General features: G+C 45.7%; 23 protein-coding genes. 17 read left to right on the forward strand and 6 right to left on the reverse strand.

What is annotated here, in order from left to right; translation table 11 throughout:
- Positions 1–17 precede the first annotated feature (17 nt).
- From mltG to Q335_RS0107510, 7 genes are read left to right on the forward strand one after another with little or no spacing between them, the layout of a single operon-like run.
- Entirely contained in the window at positions 18–1,379 is a 1,362-nt protein-coding gene (gene mltG / locus Q335_RS09720; protein WP_169733509.1) for an endolytic transglycosylase MltG, read from the forward strand.
- The gene (gene tmk, locus Q335_RS09725; protein WP_038369661.1) at positions 1,376–2,017 is read left to right on the forward strand and encodes a dTMP kinase; all 642 of its coding nucleotides are present in this window, start codon (positions 1,376–1,378) and stop codon (positions 2,015–2,017) included. Before mltG ends, tmk begins: the two co-directional genes overlap by 4 nt.
- The gene (holB, locus tag Q335_RS0107490) at positions 2,004–3,041 is read left to right on the forward strand and encodes a DNA polymerase III subunit delta' (protein WP_038369662.1); all 1,038 of its coding nucleotides are present in this window, start codon (positions 2,004–2,006) and stop codon (positions 3,039–3,041) included. Before tmk ends, holB begins: the two co-directional genes overlap by 14 nt.
- Positions 3,042–3,055: 14 nt before the next feature.
- On the forward strand, positions 3,056–3,838 hold the full coding sequence (locus Q335_RS0107495; protein WP_028358089.1) for a TatD family hydrolase: 783 nt from the start codon (positions 3,056–3,058) through the stop codon (positions 3,836–3,838).
- Positions 3,838–4,464 carry an ankyrin repeat domain-containing protein gene (locus Q335_RS0107500; RefSeq protein WP_028358090.1) on the forward strand — a complete coding sequence of 209 codons (627 nt, stop codon included), beginning with the start codon at positions 3,838–3,840 and terminating at the stop codon, positions 4,462–4,464. Before Q335_RS0107495 ends, Q335_RS0107500 begins: the two co-directional genes overlap by 1 nt.
- Before the next feature lie 6 nt (positions 4,465–4,470).
- On the forward strand, positions 4,471–5,253 hold the full coding sequence (locus Q335_RS0107505) for a hypothetical protein (protein WP_028358091.1): 783 nt from the start codon (positions 4,471–4,473) through the stop codon (positions 5,251–5,253).
- A 47-nt stretch (positions 5,254–5,300) separates the two neighbouring features.
- A complete protein-coding gene (locus Q335_RS0107510) occupies positions 5,301–6,200 on the forward strand; it encodes an NAD(P)H-hydrate dehydratase (RefSeq protein WP_028358092.1) in 900 nt (299 codons plus the stop codon).
- A 698-nt stretch (positions 6,201–6,898) separates the two neighbouring features.
- On the opposite strand, the gene Q335_RS0107515 is transcribed toward Q335_RS0107510, so the two are convergent.
- On the reverse strand, positions 6,899–7,564 hold the full coding sequence (locus Q335_RS0107515; protein ID WP_028358093.1) for a M23 family metallopeptidase: 666 nt from the start codon (positions 7,562–7,564) through the stop codon (positions 6,899–6,901).
- 298 nt (positions 7,565–7,862) lie between these two features.
- On the opposite strand from Q335_RS0107515, the gene Q335_RS09730 reads away from it, so the two are divergent.
- The 10 genes from Q335_RS09730 to mnhG all read left to right on the forward strand — a co-directional run bounded on the left by Q335_RS09730 (position 7,863) and on the right by mnhG (position 17,112).
- Positions 7,863–8,276, forward strand: a complete 414-nt coding sequence (locus tag Q335_RS09730; protein WP_051532394.1) for a hypothetical protein — start codon at positions 7,863–7,865, stop codon at positions 8,274–8,276.
- Positions 8,266–8,658 (forward strand): hypothetical protein, encoded by a 393-nt coding sequence (locus Q335_RS10320; RefSeq protein WP_028358094.1) that lies wholly within the window; start codon positions 8,266–8,268, stop codon positions 8,656–8,658. Before Q335_RS09730 ends, Q335_RS10320 begins: the two co-directional genes overlap by 11 nt.
- Entirely contained in the window at positions 8,642–9,592 is a 951-nt protein-coding gene (locus Q335_RS0107530; RefSeq protein ID WP_028358095.1) for a tripartite tricarboxylate transporter substrate-binding protein, read from the forward strand. The genes Q335_RS10320 and Q335_RS0107530 overlap by 17 nt, the downstream gene beginning before the upstream one ends.
- A gap of 140 nt (positions 9,593–9,732) precedes the next feature.
- On the forward strand, positions 9,733–11,076 hold the full coding sequence (locus tag Q335_RS10065) for an anti-sigma factor domain-containing protein (RefSeq protein WP_051532395.1): 1,344 nt from the start codon (positions 9,733–9,735) through the stop codon (positions 11,074–11,076).
- Positions 11,077–11,112: 36 nt separating this feature from the next.
- A complete protein-coding gene (locus tag Q335_RS09740; RefSeq protein WP_051532396.1) occupies positions 11,113–14,046 on the forward strand; it encodes a monovalent cation/H+ antiporter subunit A in 2,934 nt (977 codons plus the stop codon).
- Positions 14,046–14,390, forward strand: coding sequence for a Na+/H+ antiporter subunit C (locus Q335_RS0107545; protein ID WP_028358096.1), 345 nt, complete (start codon positions 14,046–14,048; stop codon positions 14,388–14,390). The genes Q335_RS09740 and Q335_RS0107545 overlap by 1 nt, the downstream gene beginning before the upstream one ends.
- Positions 14,390–16,009: a monovalent cation/H+ antiporter subunit D gene (locus tag Q335_RS0107550; RefSeq protein ID WP_028358097.1), complete on the forward strand. Its 1,620-nt coding sequence runs from the start codon at positions 14,390–14,392 to the stop codon at positions 16,007–16,009. Before Q335_RS0107545 ends, Q335_RS0107550 begins: the two co-directional genes overlap by 1 nt.
- Before the next feature lies 1 nt (position 16,010).
- Complete coding sequence (locus tag Q335_RS0107555; protein ID WP_028358098.1) at positions 16,011–16,496, forward strand: Na+/H+ antiporter subunit E; 486 nt, start codon at positions 16,011–16,013, stop codon at positions 16,494–16,496.
- Positions 16,496–16,771 (forward strand): K+/H+ antiporter subunit F, encoded by a 276-nt coding sequence (locus Q335_RS0107560; protein WP_038369664.1) that lies wholly within the window; start codon positions 16,496–16,498, stop codon positions 16,769–16,771. Before Q335_RS0107555 ends, Q335_RS0107560 begins: the two co-directional genes overlap by 1 nt.
- A gap of 14 nt (positions 16,772–16,785) precedes the next feature.
- A complete protein-coding gene (gene mnhG, locus Q335_RS0107565) occupies positions 16,786–17,112 on the forward strand; it encodes a monovalent cation/H(+) antiporter subunit G (protein WP_051532427.1) in 327 nt (108 codons plus the stop codon).
- On the opposite strand, the gene Q335_RS0107570 is transcribed toward mnhG, so the two are convergent.
- From Q335_RS0107570 to Q335_RS0107590, 5 genes are all read right to left on the reverse strand, one after another.
- Complete coding sequence (locus Q335_RS0107570; protein WP_028358101.1) at positions 17,102–18,085, reverse strand: LysR substrate-binding domain-containing protein; 984 nt, start codon at positions 18,083–18,085, stop codon at positions 17,102–17,104. The genes mnhG and Q335_RS0107570 overlap by 11 nt on opposite strands.
- Before the next feature lie 18 nt (positions 18,086–18,103).
- Entirely contained in the window at positions 18,104–20,206 is a 2,103-nt protein-coding gene (gene recG / locus Q335_RS0107575; protein ID WP_051532397.1) for an ATP-dependent DNA helicase RecG, read from the reverse strand.
- A 25-nt stretch (positions 20,207–20,231) separates the two neighbouring features.
- Positions 20,232–20,618: a Rid family detoxifying hydrolase gene (locus Q335_RS0107580; protein WP_028358103.1), complete on the reverse strand. Its 387-nt coding sequence runs from the start codon at positions 20,616–20,618 to the stop codon at positions 20,232–20,234.
- Positions 20,619–20,636: 18 nt separating this feature from the next.
- Complete coding sequence (aroC, locus tag Q335_RS0107585; protein ID WP_028358104.1) at positions 20,637–21,695, reverse strand: chorismate synthase; 1,059 nt, start codon at positions 21,693–21,695, stop codon at positions 20,637–20,639.
- Between the two features lie 73 nt (positions 21,696–21,768).
- Entirely contained in the window at positions 21,769–23,262 is a 1,494-nt protein-coding gene (locus Q335_RS0107590; RefSeq protein WP_028358105.1) for a protein adenylyltransferase SelO, read from the reverse strand.
- Position 23,263: the final 1 nt, after the last annotated feature.

Here is a 23,263-nt window from a genome sequence, read left to right on the forward strand (position 1 = left end):
CTACTGAATTGATGATTATGAAGAAGTTTTTGTTGAGTTTTTTTGCCTTTGTTTTATTGCTTTGTGCCCTGGTGGGTGGTTATATCGGCTATTTATTTTGGAGTTGGCACCACCAAGCCTTGGATTTACCGCAAACTCGTTACGAGTTGACGGTTCAACGTGGTGATACTGTGAGCCAAGTGCTCGCCAAGCTTGAAGATCGCAAATTAGGCATTCAGCCTAAGTTTTTCTTATGGCAAGCCCAAAAACACAATTTATCCCGTAAACTCAAAGCCGGTGTCTACGAATTGCGGCAGGGCGATACCGCCGAGGCGTTAATGCATAAATTAGTCACGGGTGAGGTCATTCAACGAAAGGTCACGCTGATAGAGGGGCGCACGAGCCAGCAGTACATCCAAGAATTACAACAAAATGACGAACTTAAACATGTCCTTAAGGATATGGATGAGGCGGCTATTGCCAAGACCTTAGGTATCACTAGTGGTAATTTAGAAGGCATGTTTCTACCGGATACTTATGTCTTTGTACCAGGTGATAGTGATTTAGATATCTTGCGTCGAGCGCATGCTGAAGCCGAGAAGCATCTACAAATGATTTGGGATAATCGTGATGAATCCATACCCCTTAAGAACCCTTACGAATTATTAATTTTAGCTTCTATCGTCGAAAAAGAAACGGGCTATCACGAAGATAGAGCCAAGGTGGCGGGTGTCTTTGTCAATCGCCTTCGTAAAGACATGCTGTTGCAAACCGATCCCACCATTATTTATGGTTTAGGTGAGCAATATACGGGGCGTATCACCAAACAAAACCTGACTACGGATAATGAATGGAACACTTACACGCGCAAGGGTTTACCTCCAGGTCCGATCACCAATCCGAGCGTGTTGGCGCTTACAGCCACTGCTCATCCTGAGCAACATGATTTTATTTTCTTTGTCTCGCGCGGTGATGGTACCAGTGAATTTGCTAAAGATCTTGATCAGCATAATCGTAATGTCCAAAAATACATTCTTAAACAAACGCCCTCAGCGCCAGCGCTAGACAAAGAGTCGTCTGAAATCGCAGGAGCTGAAAAGCAAGCCGCTGAAAAGGCATCCGCTGAGAAAAAAAAGGCTGACAAGACATCCGCTGAGAAAGTAAAGACTGACAAGGCATCCACTAAAAAGGCGGGCGTGAACAAGGAGTCCGATAAAAAGGCATCTGCTGAAGAAGAATCGGTTGAAAAAGTAAAGGCTGACAAGAAGTCGGATAAACAGGGGTCTGTTAACAAGGAGTCCGATAAAAAAGAGTCAGCTAAGAAGGAATCTACCAAAAAAGAACTACCTCAAAAAACATCCTCCGCAAAAGCGCCGTCAGAGAAGCCCACTAAACCATGAAGCAAGGTCTATTTGTTACCCTAGAAGGGGTAGATGGTGCAGGTAAAAGTTCTCACCACCTCTTTTTAAAGAATTTTTTTGAGCAAGCGGGCTACGTCGTTATACAAACCCGTGAACCAGGTGGCACGCCGCTGGGTGAATCGCTGCGGCAATTGCTTCTTCATGAACCGATGTACCCTGAAACAGAGTTGCTTTTAATGTTTGCAGCGCGCCAAGAAAGTGTGCAGGCCCTGATAAAACCCGCCCTAGCACAGGGCAAGGTGGTAATCAGCGATCGCTTTACCGACTCAAGCTTTGCCTATCAAGGCGGTGGTAGGGGCTTTGCACAAGAACGAATCCAAACGCTGGCTGATTGGGTCCATGCCGATCTGCAACCGGATCTCACCTTATTATTTGATCTAGATATAGACACGGCTAGACAAAGACTCACTGCAGCCCGTGAGGCCGATAGGTTCGAGCAAGAACAAGCTGAGTTTTTTGCGCGGGTGAGGGCCTCGTATTTAGACTTAGCTAAACAACATCCTGAGCGATTTATAGTGATTGATAGTCGTCAACCCATTGCACAGATTCAACGACGACTACAACGCCAACTCATTGAATTCTTTAGTAATAAAGGGATCAAGCTTGCAATTTCCTGAGTTTTTTCCATGGCAGAAAGAGATCGCCAAAGCCTGGCTACAGGACAGTGATCGTTTTTCTCATGCGTGGTTAATTTATGGTCAGCGCGGCATAGGTAAGTTTGAGTTTGCTTATGCTGCGGCAGCGGCTATGCTTTGCGAAAACCCACAAGAAGGGCAGGCCTGCCAAAAATGCCAAGCCTGCCTCTGGATTGAGCAACAGAGCCATCCTGATTTACGCATTATTGTGCCAGATGAAGTCGCGCTCGATAAAGCATTGTTGACCGTTGATCAGATTGAAAGTAATCCTAAATCTCCCTCCAAGGTCATTCGAGTTTCACAGCTGCGTGACTTATACAAAAAGCAATTCTTTAGTTTGTCGAGTCACCGCGGCGGTCCAAGAATCTTGATTATTTATCCCGCAGAAAGCATGAATGAGGAGTCGGCTAACGCTTTACTGAAAATTCTTGAAGAGCCCATAGGCAATACCCGTTTTTTATTAGTCAGTCACGCCTTGCGTAAGCTGTTGCCGACGATTTTGTCACGCACTCGTCGTTTATCCCTCCCCGTGCCCGATACCCAGCAAGCGCTAGCTTGGCTACAAGACCAGCGCGTCCAAGAGGCGGCCAATTGGCTGAATAACGCGGCAGGCGCTCCCTTACTTGCCCTCAAGTTGAGCGAGTCGGAATATGAACCTGTAAAATATTGGCTTGAAAAATTTGTACAAAATTTAGCGCAAGGGCAATTTCCAGATCTCAATCATTTTGTCAATCTACTCGAAAAAATTCCTGCGCCACAGTGGATATTAAGCCTACAGCAGCTAGTATTTGATGTACAAATGGTGTATTTTCAACAGCATGCGCGCTATTTTCCGATGCTTAATACAGCTATCCAACAATTAGCGCAGCAAAGTCAGACCCAAAAATTGGCACAAACTGCAAATTGGCTCTTAAAAGAACAGGCCACAGCGGCACATCCCTTTAATAACAAGCTTTTTATACAAACCGTCTTGCAAAGGGTTGTGTTAACCTTTATAAAAAGATAACGATTAGGATCCCTATGTTTGTAGATTCACACTGTCACCTAGATTTCCCAGACTTGCGAGATGATATTGATAGCATTCGTCAAGCCATGCAAAAAAACCAAGTCGGCGCCGCCTTGTGTATCTCAGTGGATCTTAAGGACTGGCCTAATGTTCTGCAACTGGCCGAGAGCTACGATAATTTTTGGTGTTCTGTAGGCGTTCATCCCGACTATGAAGAGACCATCGAACCTACGGTAGAAATGCTATGTGATAAAGCACAACATCCTAAGGTAGTGGCTTTTGGGGAAACAGGCTTGGATTATTTTCGTCTGGAGGAACCATTAGATTGGCAACGCACGCGTTTTAGAACCCATATTCGTGCGGCTAACCAAGCCAATTTACCGCTGATTGTCCATACACGAGCGGCACCCGCACACACCATTGCCATCCTCAAAGAAGAAAATGCGCAATTTTGTGGCGGCGTCTTGCATTGTTTTACTGAAAACTGGGAAATGGCCAAACAGGCCTTGGATCTTGGTTTTTATATTTCTATGTCGGGCATTGTGACCTTCAAAAGCGCCCAAGAAGTCCAAGAGGTGGCCGCTAAGATCCCTCTAGACCGCTTACTGATCGAGACAGACTCACCGTATTTAGCGCCTGTGCCGTTCCGAGGTAAACGTAACGATCCTTCCAAAGTACTACATGTAGCCGAAAAAATCGCCGAAATTAAACAAATTAGTCTCGAAGAGGTCGGCCGCTGCACGACTGATAACTTTTTTAGACTCTTTAACAAAATTCAGCGCCCTGAGGGAATGTAATGAAAACCAAACCATTATTCATCCAGTTAAGCCTTGCTGGCGTCCTGTTGTTAGGTGCGAGCGCCAATGCTCAAGCCAAATGGTGGGTGGATATTCGCAACGATAGGATTAATGCCTTGCAAGAGCAAATTGCTCAGGGTCAGGATCTCAATGGGATTGTGCATGAGGGGCAAACCGCCTTAACTTATGCCTATCGTGAGGAGGCCCTTAAAGCCTTTGACCTAATTGCCAGTCAGTCCAATGTCAATCTGAATGAAGCCAATGCCTATGGCGAAACTGCTATTTTGTATCCAGCGCTTGCCGGTGATCTTAAGCGCGTCAAAATGCTGGTAGAGCGGGGCGCTATGATTAACCGCTTGGGTTGGACGCCCTTGCATTATGCCGCCATCAAAGGTCATGCCGATATCGTCAAATACTTACTTGAAAAGGGGGCTTGGCCAAATTCACCGGCTCCCGATGGCTCATCAGCCTTACTCATGGCTGTCAATGCGGGCAGCCTTGAAAGTGCTAAAGCTTTATTGGCGGCTGGCGCTGATCCCAATGCGGTCAACCAACAACGTGTGAGTGCCTTAGATTTGGCCCGCAAAAAAGGCAATCAAGCCATGATTGAATTATTGTCTAAATAAATTTCCATGAAAATCAAAGCCTTATATTTGCCTTTCTTGCTAGGTATGAGTTTAAGTAGCGTCTCGGCACAGGCTGAGCAGCACTTTTGTGCGAGCCCGTGGCTCAAAAACGGCGTAACCATCTCTGGTAAGGTCAGTAATGACGCCAATATTGGCACCTTTAGCATTAAGATTCAGCATGTGCAGCATCCATCGGCTCAACAATGCAGTGCCGATCTTAAATTAAGTGTGAATTCAAGCCAGGGTGTTGTGCCATTGACAGGTTCTGCCGATTTACACCTAAAAGTCACTGACAAGCAGTTTGCGTTGCAGGGGGCTCTCAATACTAGCGCGATTATGCAATCGCAGCTACAAGCGCAAGTCAATTTACAGGCCAATGATTTTATGTTGCTCAAACCACTGGACCGAGTGCCAGAACAAGCCACACAAGTGGCAGGTTTTAGTGCCAACGCCGATGTCCAGGGTAATATGATGATTCAGGCCAATCAGACGCCCTTGGGTCAACTCAATGTCAGTGGTGCGACTTTACAAGCACCCCAGCGTCTAGTCTCTGGACTGCAGAACCAGTCTACGGCGTTAGGCAAAATGTCTTGTCAAACAGTGTCTTATGTCGCCACAGCACAAACAGGGCAGTTATTTATTCCAGCCTTATTTATTAATAAAAAATCCAAGAATAAATCCTTCAATATCAGTGAGTTATATTGTCCTAAGGCGGGTTTAAGCAGCAAAATTACGATCGGCGAAGGACAACATCAAGGTGTTGTAGAGGTGACTAAAATCTCCCCTTAGTACGTTCGCCTGAATGTTCTGCAGCCTTTCATTTAAGGTCTTGTCTTATGTCTTTACCGTCTAATGAAATAGTTGATTATGCATTTGCCCGCGTTTTATTTCCAGGTCTAGCCAAGCCGCGTGATCCACAAAGCCATAAAGGTACGCATGGCACGCTAGCGATTATTGGGGGCGCGGCTGGGATGAGTGGCGCGATTGTATTAGCCGGACGCGCGGCTATTAAGCAGGGGGCAGGTAAGGTTCATCTTGGTTTTTTACAAGCTCAATTGCCAATTGCCTATGATTTTGAGCAGCCAGAATTAATGCTGGCTAAGGCTGATGACTTATTACAACGCACCGATATTGATGCTTGGGTCATAGGGTGTGGCTTGGGTCAAAGCCAGGATGCCCATGAATGTGTGCAACGGTGTTTAAACCTTAAGACAGATACACCATTATTACTGGATGCTGACGGCCTGAATCTCTTGGCTAAATCGCAAGCATTGCAAGCAGGTTTAACGCAATCTACGTCGCCAAAAATCCTGACGCCGCATGAAGCTGAGGCGGCTCGCATTTTGAATATTGATATTGCTGATGTCAAACAATACCGGCAAGCGGCGGCTAAAGAATTAGCCACTACCTTTGCCGCATGGGTGGTCCTAAAAGGAGCCGCCTCTATCATTTGTAGCCCGCAAGGGGAATTTAGTATAAATCCAAGTGGTAATGCCGCATTGGCAACGGCTGGCAGTGGCGATGTCTTAAGTGGGCTTTGTGGTAGTTTATTAGCTCAGGGTTTAGAGATTGATCAAGCGGTGCGTGGCGCTGTTTGGATTCATGGGGCTGCGGCTGATTTGGCCGTACATGCAAGTAGCAAGAAGCATCGTATCGGACCCATCGGATTTACAGCCCATGAAATTATTGATTTTGCGCGTCATATACGTAATCAAGTCGCTTACGGCCACGAATGAGGACCGTTACTTAGCTAAACGCCATCGTCGAGATCCTTTGGGCTCTAATATATAGCGTTCAATCTAAACTATTGATGACGTTAGGCGTGAGGTCTAAGATTTACTAATGCGTCTGTGTGGCTGCTATTTACATAAAACAACACTGGCTATTATTAGTCTTGTTGGTATTTAAAAATATAAAAAAGATTTTGCACATCATATAAACGGTTTCGTTAATCAAATAGCCTAGTATCTGCTTAGATAGCTGCCATCAATCGATCGCAATTCATACAAATCTAAGATGCCGAAGATCATTTTTTATCATAATCATAATTCGCATAATGTATATTATGTTAAGTTGGCTATTAATAAACGAATATGATCGTTGTTTAGTCTTTACTATTCATATATACAGTGCTGCTCTATTCTTGTGTCTATTGGTAGTTTTTGCCAGTGAATTTGCGATTCATACTCTATAAAGTGCGCATATCCACTCTGCTATTATCTTCACTTAATTTCGCTATAGGCTCCGTCTATTAAAAAGATCAATAGTAAAAATGCCAGCGATCTTTCCATCCTGAAAATGGCCGCTCAATAAACACCGCTTTTGTGATGGATTTGAACTGAGGCTTGCAAAATATGAAAACGATGTTTACTAAAGTATTTTAGGATTCAAACGTATACCTAGAGCTTAAAAAACGTAGAATGCCTGCCGAAAACTATTTAAGGACGGTACGCATGCGACCATTGCGCTGCTTGGTGGTTTTAGCATTGGGGATGGTGGCGCTCGATTGATGATAGGAAGCCTGTAACACTCGGCCTTGCTTGCCGCTGAGAGGATCCAGCGTAGCCCCGTTATGACGGATTTCAAAGTGTAAATGCGGGCCGGTAGACATGCCCGTATTGCCTGAATAAGCAATCACTTGTCCTTTGCTTACGATATCGCCTTTTTTGAGATTAGCATAGTCTGATAAATGCCCATACACCGTACTGTAGTGATTGCCATGTTCAAGGATCACTAGTTTGCCGTAACCGCCCTTGTGCCCGACGAACTTGACCCGACCAGGTGCCGCGGCAAAAACTTTAGTGCCAACCGGCACAGCATAATCTACACCTGAATGAAAACGTCTGACGCCAAGCACGGGATGTATACGGTAACCATATAGAGAGCTAATATTGCCGCCATTTACCGGTTTCTTGGTGATCTTACTAAAACTAATGCTTTGCATTTGGGCTTCGTTTAGACACTGTTGATCACACTTAGAAATAATGGCAATATCACTTTCTAGTTCCGGCATATCGTAATCGGTCGCATTAGCCCCCTGATCCTGAGCGCATGCCAAAACAGGCAACAGCCATAGCGGTAAGCTAAGCGTTGTCCGCACAAGCCAAGTACTTAACGTGGCGTGATGAGGTTTGTAAGTAAAGTGAAAAAAGTGCGTTGGCATGAGATTTTTGGGAGTTGGCAGCCTAATTGATTAATTATAGGAAGGTTTATACAAGAAGCGGGTCAATTCAATGCCCTTTTTACAATTATTTAAACTTAAGCAATATACTTGTAGGCTTATAAATTCAAACAACAATGGCAGCTAACACGTTAAGATGTTGCTTATTTAATTGTAAAGTCAAAAAATGTCGATTCCCCTCAAGCCGTTATCATTTTTCAAAAAGACATGGCCACCCATGATGCTTAGTGCTTTGATGCTCTTGACGGCATGCTCAGATAAACCCTATTCTGTGGCCGACCGCAATACCCTTATGAGTACCTGTATGGAAGGTATTATTGATGGCACAGCCCCAGTGATTGGTCAGGATTTCGATCCTAACGATCCCAAACCTGCCATTAAGCTTTGTGAATTTAGAGTGCAGTCATTCACCAAAAAAGTCGCTTATGATGATTATTTACGATATAAGCACCATTTATATGAAAACTTTGCCCGTGCTTTTGGCCAAAAATTTGTCTTGACCGATATTTATGACACCCTCTCACCGAATGACAAAAAAGTCTTTACAGCAATTTCAGATATTATTTTGGGACTAAACACTTCGCAAGAAAAGCTCGCTAAGCCGTCAGAGGAGGCCCATCATGCCCACTAATAAACGCTGGCTTTGCGGTCTGAGTTTAGCTTGTATCTTTGTTTCTTTAAGTGCAGGATCCATCGCCTGGTCACAAGAATCCGCCCAGACCCAAGACTACCAACAAGCAGATTACGAAGATGCTATTACTCTTTGTATGACGGTAGAATATGTTAAGCACTATCAGCTCGATCCGGCAGAGAATGATGTGCTACCTCTATGTAAGGCACGTTGGAATAAACTTAAAGCTGCCCTGCCTTATGCGCAGTATCAAACATATATTCTCAATACACCTTACGCTTATGAGGTCAATGAAGAGACCCATAAAGTGCTGCAAACCTACAATAATATTCTTATGGGTGTGCCTAATTACGATGACAGTAAACATGAAATCGAAAACTAAACGAGCTTTTGCTCGCCAATTATTGGTGATTGTGCAAACTACCCTACTATGCATGGTCTTTAGCCCTTTTGCCTTGGCACAGGGCACGACGAGCTGGCCTGAAAAAGACTTACAAATTTTAGTGCCGAATCAATTGGGATCGAATGCCGATCAAATTGCCCGTATTGTCGCCATCCGCATGTCTAAAAATGTCGATCAACGGATTAAAATTAAGAACTTTTCTACGCTAAACTTTGCTGACTATCAAGCCCAAATTAAGGCTCAAAATGATGGTTACACACTGGCCATTTTGCCTACCTATATGATGCGTGAGCAAATAGGGCTCAAACAGGCTGCAAAATTAAGTCAAGATGTTCATTATCTAGCCTTAGCTGCGCGCCAGCCCATGCTTATTGTCACCCTTGCAAAGGCTAAACCGCATGATGCCCAGGACTGGCAAAGCCTGTTGCATGCCAAGCACAAGAAGCTGACAGCGGCATGCCCAACTCAGGGGAAAGAGGCCTTATTACTCGAAAGTTTAGAAAAAGCGCAAGGTAAAGGCTTTACGTGTGTTAGTGTGGACACGCCTGAGCAGGCGCTCGAAAAGCTCTTGGGTAAACAAGTCGATTTCGCAGTCAGTAATACAGCTATTGCCATGCCTTTAATCAATGGGCACGAGCTGCAATTACTAGCGCTAAGCACTGAAAGTGGGCTGACTCATTTCAAAGACACCCCTAGCTTAGCCCAATTAGGTCTAGACCAACTACCCAAGCTAGATGATTATGTGTTTGTTATCAGTCAAGAGGTGCCCGAGCAGCTGCAACAACGGATTCAAAAAGAACTGCTGAATGCACTTCATGATCCGACAGTAAAATACATTCTAAAACAACAACTTATAGAACCATTAGGCGATCAGGTTGAATGGCAAGCCTTAGAACGCTCGGTTTACGACTGATACTGCTTGGCATTTAATGACCAATTCCCTAAAAATGTACTGAGATCAATAAAATAACTGTGGTATTTAACGACAATTAAGGCATGTTTACTTTATAATGAATTAATCGTGCGTGCTTTGTTTTGAGTCTTTAAATACCTATGAAATTTAATAAAAAGTCAGCTCTTAATTACGAAAAGTTATTAGAATCTTGCGCTCATCACCAAAAAGCCGCCCTGCAAACACTTTATCAAGCTGAAGCCAACACAATGTATAAGTTGGCTCAAAAAGCCCTTTCGCAAACGCAATTTGCAGAACAAGCCCTACTGAATACCTTTATTGCTATCTGGGAAAACGCCCAAAACTATGAGCGCAAAATGGGGCCAGCTAAAGGTTGGATTTATAGTATTTTACGATTTCAGATCGCCAGCCTCTACCAAAGCCACTACGACCACCTCGCCTTGTCGCATGCCAATGAACCATGCTTTAAGGCTTGCGAAATGAGTCAAGTGTTGGCGGATCTCAAGGCTCCCAAAGACACTATTCATTACTGCCAAGTATTTGAGCAATTACCCGCTGAACACCAAAACAGCATAATTAATATGTATTTTAGCCCCGACAGCCAAGAGGTGGTGGCAGCGCGTCTGGGGCAATCATCCATCAATTTCAGAGAGGATTTACTCGGTGGTCTGACCCATATCGCTCAACATACAGAGAATTTATCAGCCTATTCGCAGGCCGTCACGATTGGTGAGTATGCACTCGGTGGGCAAAGTCAAGAAGCCGCTCAAAAAAGCATTGAACTCCTAAAAAGTGATCCTGAAGCTACGCGTATTTTGTTGCTTTGGGAAACTTATCTTACTGAATTCATCACCCAATTACCCGCTGTCAAACTCAATCCTGCACTGGGTAAAACCCTAGGCAATATTATTAATGAGAAACTTCAACGGGATTTGGATCAGACCTTCAAAAAATACAAACTCAGTCCTGACACCACTCAACCTCTTCAAGCGCTCGATAGCAAAGAACAAAATGCCCCCAAGGCTAGCCTTGCTTTGCGCCTGAAGTACTATTTACACAATAGGCATGTTTGGCAAGGTATTGCTTTATTGTGTCTCTTAATTGCCCTCGCTGGTGTGTATTATGGAGGGGCCTCGCATACCACTGACAAGTGGACGGCCGTCATGAGTTCACCGCAAGCCCATCAGAATCCTGCCTGGTTACTCAAAGGCATGAGTAATAACCGTTTATTGATTACTCCACTGGTACACAGCGATAGTAACTCAAACACGGAATTTCAATTATGGACTCAGGGCCTCGATCATAAATGGCAAGCCCTGACGGTGCTTACACCGAACCAGGAACATGAATTAGCGCCTGAACAAGTCGGTACTCTTCACCAAAATCAGCGCTTCGTGATTACGCTCGAGGCCAAAGGTCATAACAAAACTGCACCAACGGGTGCGGTGATCTATCAAGGCCAGCTCGTGCCGCTCAGTCCGTAATTTCCTATTTAACTGTCACAGGGTGGATAACTCTCAATGCTCTTACTCGTACTCGTTGTACTCCCCTTCATTGCTAGCCTTTTTGCTGTCATCTTACCCACCCACGCGCGTAATCAAGAAGCTTGGTTATCGGGTCTAGTAACACTCATCGGCGTGGCGATTGTCGGCTATTTAGCACCGAGTATTTTTGCGGGTAAGGTCATCGAGTTTGAACAAGAATGGATTCACACCCTCGGTCTGAATTTTCATTTGCGCATGGACGGCTTTAGCTGGATCTTTGCCTTTTTAGTCACAGCAATGGGCGGCTTAGTCGTGATTTATTCGCGCTACTATATGGATCCTGCTGATCCTGTACCCCGCTTTTTTGCTTTCTTCTTAGTCTTTATGGGCTCTATGCTGGGTCTCGTTCTCTCTGGTAACGTCATACAAATGGTGGTGTTTTGGGAGATGACGAGTCTGGCCTCGTTTATGCTGATTGCCTATTGGCATCATCGTGCCGATGCGCGGCGCGGTGCGCGCATGGCGTTTTCTATTACGGCGGCAGGTGGTCTGGCCCTTTTGGCCAGTATGTTAATGATTGGGCATGAAGTCGGTAGTTATCGGCTGGATGCTATTCTAAATTCTGGCGATAAACTGCGAGACAGTAATCTTTACTTGCCGATACTCTTGACCTTTACACTCGGCGTGCTCAGTAAAAGCGCGCAGTTTCCTCTGCATTTTTGGTTGCCAAATGCCATGGCGGCGCCAACACCTGTCTCGACTTATCTACACTCTGCGACCTTAGTAAAAATCGGTGTCCTGACAATTGCACGTTTTTGGCCAGTGTTAGCGGGTACCAATGCGTGGTTCTGGATATTCACGGGAGCCGGCATGATTTCACTGCTAATGAGTGCTTATATTGCCTTGTTCCAACGCGATATGAAAGGTATTTTGGCCTATTCAACCATCAGTCATTTAGGGCTAATTACTTTATTACTCGGTCTGAACAGTCCAATTGCACTCGTGGCGGCTATATTCCATATGCTTAACCATGCCACCTTTAAGGCTTCACTGTTTATGGCAACGGGAATTGTGGACCACGAGACTGGCACGCGAGATATTAAGCGGTTATCTGGCCTATTTAGAGTCATGCCGCTTACTGCTGTGTTGGCGATTGTCGCAGCGGCCGCCATGGCAGGTGTACCGTTGCTCAATGGCTTTATTTCCAAGGAAATGTTTTTTTCTGCCACCTTAATGGAGCAAGGTCCGCTTAGCAGTCGTTACACCTTGCCAGTATTGGCCGTAATCGCCGCGACCTTTAGCGTGAGCTACTCTTACCGTTTCATTAAGGAAGTCTTTTTTGGACGTCCCCCTAGCAATCTTCCAAAAGAACCTCACAATCCACCGATTTGGATGGTGGTCCCCATTGGTATCTTAGTCTTGTGCTGTCTAGTGGTGGGGATATTGCCGGCCTATACGATTGGCCCCTTTCTTGATTTAGCGGTACATACTATTTTGGGTAGCCATACGCCCGACTATGATTTGGCCGTCTGGCACGGGTTTAATTGGCCTTTACTCATGAGTGTGGTGGCTCTAGTGGCTGGCATTAGCTTGGTCGTGATAGCCCAAAAATGGTTGCGCCATGTGGAGCCACAGATGGCTTTTGCTGGCCGTCTTAATGGTAGCGAAATCTTTACTGCCCTCAAAGGCTTAGTCGATAGAATCAGTAATTTGGTCTTTCGCGGCACCTATTCTTCGCATCTGCAAACTCAGGTCTTTGTCGTCTTTGCCATTACTTTTGTGGTGGCTTTAATGCCACTGTTAGGCAACTATACGCTGGTAGCGCCTGAGTTTAGTACGGAGGATATTGGCTTTGCCATATTGTGGCTAATCGGCGCAGCGGCCGCCTTGGGCGCTGCTTATAATGCGCGTCTTAATCGTTTTCGTTGTCTGATTATGGTGGGCGTTGCCGGTGTCGTCACAATTCTTACCTTTGCTTGGTTGTCGGCGCCAGACCTTGCGCTGACGCAAAGCGGTGTTGAAATCGCCACGCTCATTCTGATTTTGTTGGGCCTGCGTTGGTTACCACGACATGTCTCAAATATGTCTGCCTCCAGCCTTAAGGTGCGCTTAAAACTTAGCCGTGATGTGCTCTTATCCTTATGTTGTGGGGTGGGTTTATCACTACTCTCTTATATCTTGATGACCAAGGATCACTTAGAAACGGTCAGTCACTTTTTCACGAATAATGCTTATAGCTTAGGCGGTGGTCACAATATTATTAACGTGATCTTGGTGGATTTTAGGGGCTTTGATACTTTTGGTGAAATCACGGTCTTGGCCATTGCTGCCCTCAGTGTTTATGCCCTCTTACGGCGTTTTCGACCGCCTCAAAGCATGATTAGTCATTTGGATCGACGCAAACAATTTATCACCAAGGATATACGCTTGATTCAATCGGGGCAATCTTTACCGAATGGCACTATGCTCGTGCCCAATGTCCTTGTGCGCTTACTGATGCCGATCTTTAGTTTAGTGGCCTTCTTTTTCTTTTTAAGGGGTCATAATTTGCCGGGGGGTGGCTTTATTGGCGGCTTGGTTTTTGCCATTGGTGTTATTGCCCAATATATGATGAGCGGGATTCGCTGGGTCGAGTCCAAATCGCGCATTACGCCACAAAATTGGCTTGCGGTGGGCTTGTTGTTGGCCGTTTTTGCGGGTGTGCTTCCTTGGTTTGCCGGACAACCTTTTTTTACTGCCCTCAGTTGGAATCCTGAATTACCGATTATTGGCGAATTGCACTTATCCACCGTACTTATTTTTGATGCCGGTGTCTTTAGTTTAGTCGTCGGTTGTACCACTTATATTTTGGTCTCAATTGCGCACCAATCATTACGGTTTTACAGACAGCAAAATGTCGACCCAGAAGCTTTGGAAGAATTTAAATTTCAAGCATCTGTCGGGGTACAAACGCCAGCGAGGAAAGAATAATGGAAATAATATTAGCGCTAGCCATCGGCGTTTTAGGTGGTTCTGGAGTATGGTTGATTCTTCGTTCGCGTACATTTCAAGTGGTGATGGGTCTGAGCCTACTCTCTTATGCAGTCAATTTATTTATTTTTGGCACAGGCCATCTAAAAATCAACCAACTGCCCTTACTCAAAGATGTCGCTAACGGCATCGATCCCAGCCAATATGCCGATCCTATTCCTCAAGCCTTGGTATTGACCGCTATTGTGATTGGTTTTGGTGTGACTTCACTCTTTTTAGTGGTCTTATTGGCGCAACGCGGCTTTACAGGGACCGATCATGTTGATGGCCGGGAGGACAGTTAATGTCTTTCTTGCTGAATCATTTACCTGTATTGCCAATTCTGATTCCTATGCTGGCGGGCGCCTTGATGCTACTGCTCAAGGAAAAAAGGCGGACTATCAATACCCTCTTGAGTTTTGGCTCGTTTGCAGCCCAAGCCTTGGTGGCATTTATATTAATTAAGTCTCAAGTCGCGACCAGTGCCGAGGATGCCACCCAGCCTATTTATGTGTATATCTTAGGCAATTGGAATGCACCCTTTGGGATTGTGCTCGTCGTTGACCGCCTCACCGCGATTATGCTGAGCATGACGGCTTGTGTGGCCTTGGCCGCATTTTTGTATAGTTTGGCCTTTTGGCGCCGTGTAGGTGTGCATTTTTACCCGCTTTTGCAATTTATTTTTATGGGTATTAATGGGGCCTTTTTGACCGGCGATCTCTTTAATTTATTTGTGTTTTTTGAGATATTTTTATCGGCCTCATATGGTTTATTGCTGCATGGCTCTGGGATTTTACGGGTTAACTCAAGCATGCATTACATTACGGTCAACCTCGTTGGTGCCAGTCTCTTACTCATTGGTATTTCCATGATTTATGCCATTACGGGCACGCTGAATCTTGCCGATTTAAGTTTGCAGGCTGGCAATTTACAAGCAAGTGACAGGCATTTATTCGATACCGCTTGTTCAATTTTGGGGGTGGCTTTCTTGATTAAAGCCGCGGCTTGGCCGTTGAATTTTTGGTTACCTAGCGCCTATACCGCTGCCAGTGCCCCCGTCGCTTGTGTCTTTGCCTTGATGACAAAAGTAGGTATTTATGCCTTGTTGCGTGTGGGGTCACTGCTCGTGCCTACCGGTGCGCCTGCGGCCTTCGGCGGTGAATGGATGTATTTCATTGGTCTAACGACCATTCTGTTTGCCACCTTTGCCATGCTCAACCAAAAAAATGTCGCTAGTTTAGGGGCTTACGCTGTGATATTTTCTTCGGGGACCTTACTGACGGCGCTAGGTATGCCCGGCGTCAGTCTCACGGGGCCCTCGCTCTTTTATATGGTCAATTCAGTGTTTGCCACCGCCGCCTTCTTTTTATTGATTGAGTTGATTAAACGGATTGAATCCTTTGAGCGTAGCGTATTGAATGTGTCATTGGAGGCTTTTGGCCTAGACCAGCAGGAGGACAGTGATTATTCCAGTACCGTGGTCGGCGTCAAAATTCCTGCGGCGATGGCGTTTTTGGGGATTTCCTTTTTGGCTTGCGCCATGATTATTTCTGGGGTCCCTCCGCTTGCTGGCTTTATTGGTAAATTTGCCATTTTGTTACAAGCGATGAATATGGCTGAAGGTACGGGACCAAGTTGGCGCGCTTGGCTGCTAATCATCACCCTATTAATCGCTGGCTTAGCCAGTATTATTGCCTTTAGTCGTACCGGGGTGCGTTTGTTCTGGGTGCCTGATAATCTCAATAAACCCGTCCTGACGTTTAGAGAAGCCGGTGCGATTATTTTCTTATTAGGCCTTACCGTAGTAATGACAGTCATGGCTGACCCCGTGATGACCTTTATGGATCATACCGCTAGCTCGCTCAATGACCCTTCGCAATATGTTGAAGCGGTACTAGGCAGCAATGCATTGGAGGGCAAATAATATGCTTAATAGCTTTTTCTGGTTGCCGCTCAGTCTGATTCTCTTAATTGTATGGTTGCTTCTCGAGCAGCATATTAGTGGTGCTTCGGTATTTTTGGGTTTTGCCCTATCTGTGGTATTTGCCATGTTGAGTTTACGTATGCGGCCCGACTTGGCCTATCCACGGCGCTATCTAAATGGCATTAAATTAATTTTTTTGGTGTTGATAGATATGCTGAGCTCCAATATGCATACCATTAAATTACTGTTTAAACGTGGCTGTCAGCCACCAGCCACATTTGTGAATATTCCGCTTAAATTACGCGATCCACACGCCCTTAGTTTTTTAGCCTGCATTATTACTTTTACTCCCGGTACCGTATGGTGTGGCTTAAATGAGGACGATTATATCCTGCGCTTACATGTGCTCGATAGTCGCCAAAGCAATGAAGTCATTGCCATGATTTGCGATCAATACGAAAAACTGCTGATGGAGATTTTCGAATAATGATTTTGGAATTTGCTTGCTACTTTGCTATTTGTTGCTTGGCCTTAGCGATGGCGTGCTGTACTTATCGGATATTTAAGGGACCCACGCCCCAAGATCGCGCCTTAGGGACGGATGCCCTGAGCCTAACCAGCATGTTATTTATATTCACCCTGGGTATTTTGTTTGGGACTACGTGGTATTACGAGATAGGGTTGATCGTAGCGCTAGTTGGCTTTGTTAGTTCAGCGGGTTTGGCTAAATTCTTATTACGTGGCGAGGTGATTGAACCATGACATCGGTAAGTACTATGCCTCTATGGGCTGAGATAACTGCCAGTGTACTTATAGTCTTGGCAGGATTATTGAGTCTGCTGGGTAGCTGGGGGTTGATTCGTTTTAATAATTTTAAGACGCGTATTCATGCACCGACCATTACGAGTAGTCTTGGGTTAATTTGCATGCTGATCGCCTCTTTTCTGAGTTCGTATTTTTTGCAGCAGCGTGTTCTTTTCCACGAAATTCTTATCATCGTATTTATATTTTTAACCTCACCCATGACATCTATGCTATTAATTCGTTCTTATATTTTACGAATAGAGGGCATAAACAGCGCAGGCAGTCATTCTAATCTTTAACGCGACTGCCTGCTACGACAGACTCAAAGCTTTTAGAGTCCATAGTTACGCCCGGCAGATGACAATGTTTAATCGCTTGAATTAAGCTTTCAATCGCCTCAAGTCGGGTATAACTCTTACGCCAACAGAGCACGATTTCGCGTTGGGGGGCTGGTTCCTCTAGACGCACAAAACGCAACAAACCTTGGTCCCGGACTATTTGTTGATCGGCGTATAAATTGACAGCGCTGGCCGGCAATAAGGTAATGCCTAAACCCGCGGCTACCATATGACGGATGGTTTCCAGTGAAGAAGCCTCAAACGAACGTTGTATGCCTTCGGTACTGGATGAGAATTGCGACATCTCAGGACAGACATCCAGTACCTGGTCTCTAAAGCAATGGCCTATGCCTAATAACAACATGGTTTCATCTTTGAGTTCGGAGCCATTAATAGTATGGCGTTGTGCAAAAGCATGATCAACGGGTACCGCCGCTACAAAATCCTCCTCGTACAGCAAGGCAGTTTCTATGCCATTGTCATTGATTGGCAAAGCCATGATGGCACAGTCAATTTCACCTTGATGCAATAATTCCAGTAAGCGCGTAGTAAAGTTTTCCTGCAAAATCAACGGCATTTGTGGCGTTAATTGCATTTGTATAGGTATCAAATAAGGCAATAAATACGGTGCTACCGTATAAATAATCCCAACCTTGAGGGGACCTTTGAGTGGATCATGACCTTGCTGCGCGATGCGCTTAAAATTTGCGCTTTCTTCAAGAATGATTTGCGCCTGAGTAATGAGTTTTTGGCCAATATCCGTTAACCAAACTTCTTGATTGGCGCGCTCAAAAATACTCACACCCAGCTCTTCTTCTAATTTCTTAATGGCAACTGATAAGGTGGGTTGGCTTACAAAACAGGATTCCGCCGCCCGACCAAAATGCTTTTCTCGAGCAACGGCAACAATATACTTCAACTCTGTTAAGGTCACTAGGCATACCTCTAGTAATTAACTACGAATAAAATCATGTTTGAGTGCGATCCAGCGTTCAATCTGTTCCTGAGCGATGGTGGGATACTCGTGCAGTAATGTCGGCACGATTTTGCGCACCTCTTCGATAATTTGCATATCTTTTTGCGGATCAGCAAAGCGCATCATCGCCGCCCCCGACTGGCGCATTCCCAAGAATTCGCCGGGTCCACGCAGCTCTAAGTCACGCTGTGCGATTTCTATGCCATTTGAACTCTCGTATATGATTTTGAGGCGTTCTCTGGCAATCTGACTGATCGGTTCTTGAAAAAGAAAAAAACAAAATGATTCTGCTTCCCCTCTTCCTACTCTACCACGCAATTGATGTAATTGGGCTAGGCCATATCTCTCGGCGTGTTCGATCACCATCAAACTCGCATTCGGTACATCGACACCCACCTCGATGACCGTAGTCGCCACAAGAATGTCCAACGCTTTGTGCTGAAAAGCTTGCATGACTTCTGTCTTATCGCGACTATGCATGCGACCATGGACTAAACCGATATGTAAGTTGGGTAAGGCTTGCTGCAAGAGCGCATGAGTCTCTTGAGCGGTTTGCAATTGTAAGGCCTCACTTTCTTCAATGAGGGGACAGACCCAATAGGCTTGACGGCCTAATTGACATTGCGCATTAATATAACGAATCACTTCATCACGGCGATTATGATTCATCATTTTGGTCACAATGGTTTGTCGACCCGGTGGTAATTCATCAATTAAGGAGACATCAAGATCGGCCAAACAGGCCATAGCGAGAGTCCGCGGTATGGGTGTGGCACTCATGTTTAATTGGTGGGGTATGGTTTGTGTTGCGGCTGAGAGTAAGTCGCTGTGCTCACCTTTTCTGCTGAGTTCAAGCCGTTGACCGACACCAAAGCGATGTTGTTCGTCCGTGATAATTAAGCCAAGCTTCTGAAAACGCACATCTTTCTGGATCAAGGCTTGAGTGCCAATCACTAAGCGTGCCTGACCGTTAGCAATTTGCTCGAGCGCACGTTTTTTGGCTGAAGCTTTGAGCGAACCAGCGAGCCAGACCGGTTCATACTCAGTATCTTGGAACCACGCTTGCATTTTGAGAAAATGCTGTTCGGCTAATAATTCCGTCGGAGCCATCATAGCCACTTGATCGCCACTGGCTAAAGCGATACAGGCGGCTAAGGCCGCAACGACTGTTTTGCCACTACCCACATCACCTTGAATTAAGCGATGCATAGGATGGCCTTGCTGCATATCAATGGCGATTTCATTCAAGACTCTTTTTTGGGCACCTGTCAACTCATAGCCAAAGCGCTCTAAAAGCAGCACGCAAAGAGACTGCGCCGCGTCAACATTATAGGCACGGGCATGCAAAGCCTGCCGATAGTCCCGCGCTCTGGCCATGGCCAGTTGTTGCGCTAGAATTTCATCATATTTAATACGTTGCCAAGCCGCATGAGTATGATTTTCTAGGGCATTGAGATTGGCATCCAAGGGGGGGTGATGTAAATATTTAAGTGCTGCATCCAGACTCATGGCCCCCTCAGGCAAGAACTGCGGCGGTAGAATTTCAGTAATTTCGTGATTTTGTAAATGCCTATAGATAGCGCTCTTAATATCCTCCTGAGACAAGCCCTGAGTGCTCGGATATACAGGCGTCAAATGCGGCGATAACTCGGCTCCCGCTTTAAGGATCTTTGGATGAATGATCTCAAAGCCCCATTGGGCACTGCCTCTGACCTCTCCTCGAATCCGTAATAGACCTTTAGTTTCTAGTTGTTTTTTTTGGTTTGGATAAAAATACACCCAGCGTAATCGAATACTGCCAGTGTCATCATGAAAAATGGCAGTTAATTGTCGTCTAGGGCCTATTTGCACGACCTTGACGTCGCAAACATAGCCCTCAAATTGCATGGTTTGTCCGAAAAAGGCCTGACAGACTGAGTAAATCTGGCTGTGGTCCTCATAGCGCAACGGTAAATGCAATAAAAAATCATTAGGCGTGACAAGACCTAATGACGCTAATTTACGTGCTTTAGTCGTTTTTGTTGAAGGTGACTTAGAGGTCACCTTCTTTGTAGCAGTCGTACTTTGCAATTTAGCCATGTGCTAAGCCATTGCTATGCATACCTTAAAGCGCAACCACTGCTTCGACTTCGAAAAGCCCCCCTTTTGGTAAGGCGCTGACTTCTACAGTAGAACGAGCTGGGAAAGGTTCATTAATGACTTCTAACATCACTTGATTAACAGTAGCAAAATGACTCAAATCGGTCACAAAAAGACCTAGTTTAATGATGTTATTGACCGAACCACCACCGGCTTGAATGACGTTGATAAGGTTAGAAAAGGCTTGACGGACTTGAGCCTCAAAATCATCAGAGACTAATTCAGCGGTTTTGGGATCGAGTCCAAGTTGGCCAGAAACATAAAGAATAGAAGAGGATTGGATTTTAACCGCTTGAGAATAAGGGCCCAAAGCGGCAGGTGCTTGATCAGTTTGAACGATTTGTTTGCTCATAGTATCTCCTTGTTAAGGTTAAAGTTGTTGCGCCGCTTGGCGCATGGCGTGATCCGCCAGAATAATGGCCATTAATGCCTCAGCAATTGGCGCGGCACGAATGCCCACACAGGGATCGTGTCGGCCTAAGGTTTGCACCGTGGTCGCTTGATTGTGCGTATCGATTGTGCGGCGTTCGATACGAATACTAGAGGTGGGCTTGATCGCCAGCGACATCTCAATCGCTTGACCGCTGCTAATGCCACCTAATATACCACCTGCATTATTACTTACAAAACCCTCAGGGGTAATTTCATCGCCATGCTCTGAACCAAATTGTGTAATGCTATCAAAACCAGCACCGATACTCACCCCCTTGACGGCATTGAGCCCCATCATGGCATAGGCTAAATCAGCATCCAGACGATCATATATTGGCTGTCCCAACCCCGCCGGCACATGCTCGGCCACGACTTCAATACGTGCGCCTACAGAATCCCCTTTTTTGCGAAGTTGATCCATAAATTCTTCTAAGGCAGGAATCAGCTCAGCATTCGGTGCAAAAAATGGGTTTTGAGAAACATAAGCCCAATCCACAAAGGGAATATGGATGGGCCCTAATTGACTCATATAAGCGCGGATTTGCGTGTTGAATTTGAGTTTTAGGTATTTTTTGGCCACTGCCCCAGCGGCGACGGTGGGAGCCGTCAAACGGGCTGAGGATCGTCCGCCGCCGCGCGGATCGCGCACGCCATATTTTTTGAAATAAGTAAAATCTGCATGTCCAGGTCGAAACACTTGGGCAATGGCGCTGTAATCCTTGCTGCGCTGGTCTGTATTGGCGATTAATAAGGCAATCGGCGTACCTGTTGTCTGTCCCTCGTACACCCCAGACAAAATCTGGACCTTATCGGCTTCTTGGCGTTGCGTCACGTGCCGTGAAGTACCCGGCTTGCGACGATCCAATTCAATTTGAATATCTGCTTCTGATAAGGCCATACCGGCTGGACAGCCGTCGATCACACAGCCAATAGCCGGCCCATGTGACTCCCCAAAATTTGTAACACTAAATAACTGACCAAGTGTGTTTCCTGACATAAAGCACGCTGATTTTTAAAAATTCATTCAATTATATAAATACTACCAGCAAAATAATAGGAATCCCACAAAATCAAGAAGAGCAGCTCAAGGCGATGTGTTTTTGCTCAGGGTCAGGTAAGCGACTGAAAAATTCGGCCGCTTGGTGCGGCACAAAAGGATTCGCAAACACTTCTACAGCTTTGTTTAGCAACGCGGTATCGCCTTTTTGAACCTCTTCAATAATGCTTTGCGCAATGTGATTACGCAGAATATAAGCGGGGTTATTTTCTAGCATGCGTTGTTGGCGTTGCTCACTACTCAAGGGATCATCCTGTAGACGTCGGCGATAGGCATCCAGCCATTGCTTAGCGTCGACTTGATGGGTAAATAAAGCTAACCAGTCGTTTTGAGCATTCTGTTCTTGCGGGGTTTGTGGCTCAGCGGCTGAAAGTCCGCTTAAGCGATAAAACGCCTGCGTAAAATCCGCAAGATTTTCGTGCAAGAGGCGCCACCAATCGTTGACCAGATCCTGATCGTGAGCAGTGATCTGCGCCAGGCCGAATTTTTGACGCATCCCTTCATAGTAGTATCTCGAAAAATGCTTAGCAAAATCCTGCAGTATCTTAGACATAGCGTTTTTGTCGGTATTAATCATGGTAAAGCAGCTAGCCAGCTGGTACAAATTCCATTGCGCTACTTCAGCCTGTTGATGGTAAGCATAACGACCCGCGGTATCGGTATGATTGCAACCCCAATTAGCCTGAAAATCATCCATAAAGCCAAAAGGTCCGTAATCCAAGGTCAGCCCTAATACCGACATATTGTCAGTGTTCATGACACCATGTACAAACCCCACTAATTGCCACTGCGCGAGTAGTTTGGCCGTGCGCTCAGAGACCAATTCTAAAAAAGCCAAAGCAAGTTGCTGAGGTTGTTCAAACGCTTCAGGCGCAATCTGCTCGCGATAAAACTGGCGACATATATAGTTGAGTAAGGTGACTAATAAATCAGGCCGACTGTTGGCAAACCAGTGCTGAAATGAACCAAATCGTACAAAGCTAGGGGCCACGCGGGTCACAATCGCCGTGCTCTCTAGCGTTTCTCTGGGCACTTCATAGGGTGAAGTTACTATACATAAGGCGTCGGTAGTGGCGATCCCCAAGCCGCGCATGGCGATGCTACCTAAATACTCACGAATACTGGAACGTAACACGGCACGGCCATCACCCATACGTGAGTAAGGGGTCATTCCTGAGCCTTTGAGTTGAAGCTCTTGCAATTGTCCATCCGGACAGCGAATCGCACCTAAGTAGTGCGCACGCCCATCGCCTAGCTGTCCAGCCCAGACCCCAAATTGATGCCCGCTGTAAACGGCGGCCACGGTTTTGCCACCAGGCAAAGGCGCTTGACCACTCACTACCTTAAAGAAGGCGTCACTTTGAGTGCACTCAGGGCTTATTCCTAAGCGCTGCGCCACCGCTGGGTTAACATGAAGTAGCTGACTATGGGGTAAGGGATCTGTTTTTACAGCAGAATAAAAATCTGGCGGTAAGTCGGCAAATCCTAGTTCAACCTGCAACGACATA

Source organism: Brackiella oedipodis DSM 13743, from assembly GCF_000621025.1.
In the GTDB taxonomy this organism is placed as follows: Bacteria; Pseudomonadota; Gammaproteobacteria; order Burkholderiales; family Burkholderiaceae_B; genus Oligella; species Oligella oedipodis.

What these genes read in the sequence shown, in the direction of transcription:
- Q335_RS0107545 (WP_028358096.1), top strand. Translation starts at nt 14,046, where the DNA reads ATGGAAATAATATTAGCGCTAGCCATCGGCGTTTTAGGTGGTTCTGGA.
- Q335_RS0107530 (WP_028358095.1), top strand. Translation starts at nt 8,642, where the DNA reads ATGAAATCGAAAACTAAACGAGCTTTTGCTCGCCAATTATTGGTGATT.
- Q335_RS0107580 (WP_028358103.1), bottom strand. Translation starts at nt 20,618, where the DNA reads ATGAGCAAACAAATCGTTCAAACTGATCAAGCACCTGCCGCTTTGGGC.
- Q335_RS0107500 (WP_028358090.1), top strand. Translation starts at nt 3,838, where the DNA reads ATGAAAACCAAACCATTATTCATCCAGTTAAGCCTTGCTGGCGTCCTG.
- Q335_RS09730 (WP_051532394.1), top strand. Translation starts at nt 7,863, where the DNA reads ATGATGCTTAGTGCTTTGATGCTCTTGACGGCATGCTCAGATAAACCC.
- Q335_RS0107590 (WP_028358105.1), bottom strand. Translation starts at nt 23,262, where the DNA reads ATGTCGTTGCAGGTTGAACTAGGATTTGCCGACTTACCGCCAGATTTT.
- mltG (WP_169733509.1), top strand. Translation starts at nt 18, where the DNA reads ATGAAGAAGTTTTTGTTGAGTTTTTTTGCCTTTGTTTTATTGCTTTGT.
- aroC (WP_028358104.1), bottom strand. Translation starts at nt 21,695, where the DNA reads ATGTCAGGAAACACACTTGGTCAGTTATTTAGTGTTACAAATTTTGGG.
- Q335_RS0107560 (WP_038369664.1), top strand. Translation starts at nt 16,496, where the DNA reads ATGATTTTGGAATTTGCTTGCTACTTTGCTATTTGTTGCTTGGCCTTA.
- Q335_RS10065 (WP_051532395.1), top strand. Translation starts at nt 9,733, where the DNA reads ATGAAATTTAATAAAAAGTCAGCTCTTAATTACGAAAAGTTATTAGAA.
- mnhG (WP_051532427.1), top strand. Translation starts at nt 16,786, where the DNA reads ATGCCTCTATGGGCTGAGATAACTGCCAGTGTACTTATAGTCTTGGCA.
- Q335_RS0107505 (WP_028358091.1), top strand. Translation starts at nt 4,471, where the DNA reads ATGAAAATCAAAGCCTTATATTTGCCTTTCTTGCTAGGTATGAGTTTA.
- Q335_RS09740 (WP_051532396.1), top strand. Translation starts at nt 11,113, where the DNA reads ATGCTCTTACTCGTACTCGTTGTACTCCCCTTCATTGCTAGCCTTTTT.
- tmk (WP_038369661.1), top strand. Translation starts at nt 1,376, where the DNA reads ATGAAGCAAGGTCTATTTGTTACCCTAGAAGGGGTAGATGGTGCAGGT.
- Q335_RS0107495 (WP_028358089.1), top strand. Translation starts at nt 3,056, where the DNA reads ATGTTTGTAGATTCACACTGTCACCTAGATTTCCCAGACTTGCGAGAT.
- Q335_RS0107550 (WP_028358097.1), top strand. Translation starts at nt 14,390, where the DNA reads ATGTCTTTCTTGCTGAATCATTTACCTGTATTGCCAATTCTGATTCCT.
- Q335_RS0107510 (WP_028358092.1), top strand. Translation starts at nt 5,301, where the DNA reads ATGTCTTTACCGTCTAATGAAATAGTTGATTATGCATTTGCCCGCGTT.
- Q335_RS10320 (WP_028358094.1), top strand. Translation starts at nt 8,266, where the DNA reads ATGCCCACTAATAAACGCTGGCTTTGCGGTCTGAGTTTAGCTTGTATC.
- recG (WP_051532397.1), bottom strand. Translation starts at nt 20,206, where the DNA reads ATGGCTAAATTGCAAAGTACGACTGCTACAAAGAAGGTGACCTCTAAG.
- Q335_RS0107555 (WP_028358098.1), top strand. Translation starts at nt 16,011, where the DNA reads ATGCTTAATAGCTTTTTCTGGTTGCCGCTCAGTCTGATTCTCTTAATT.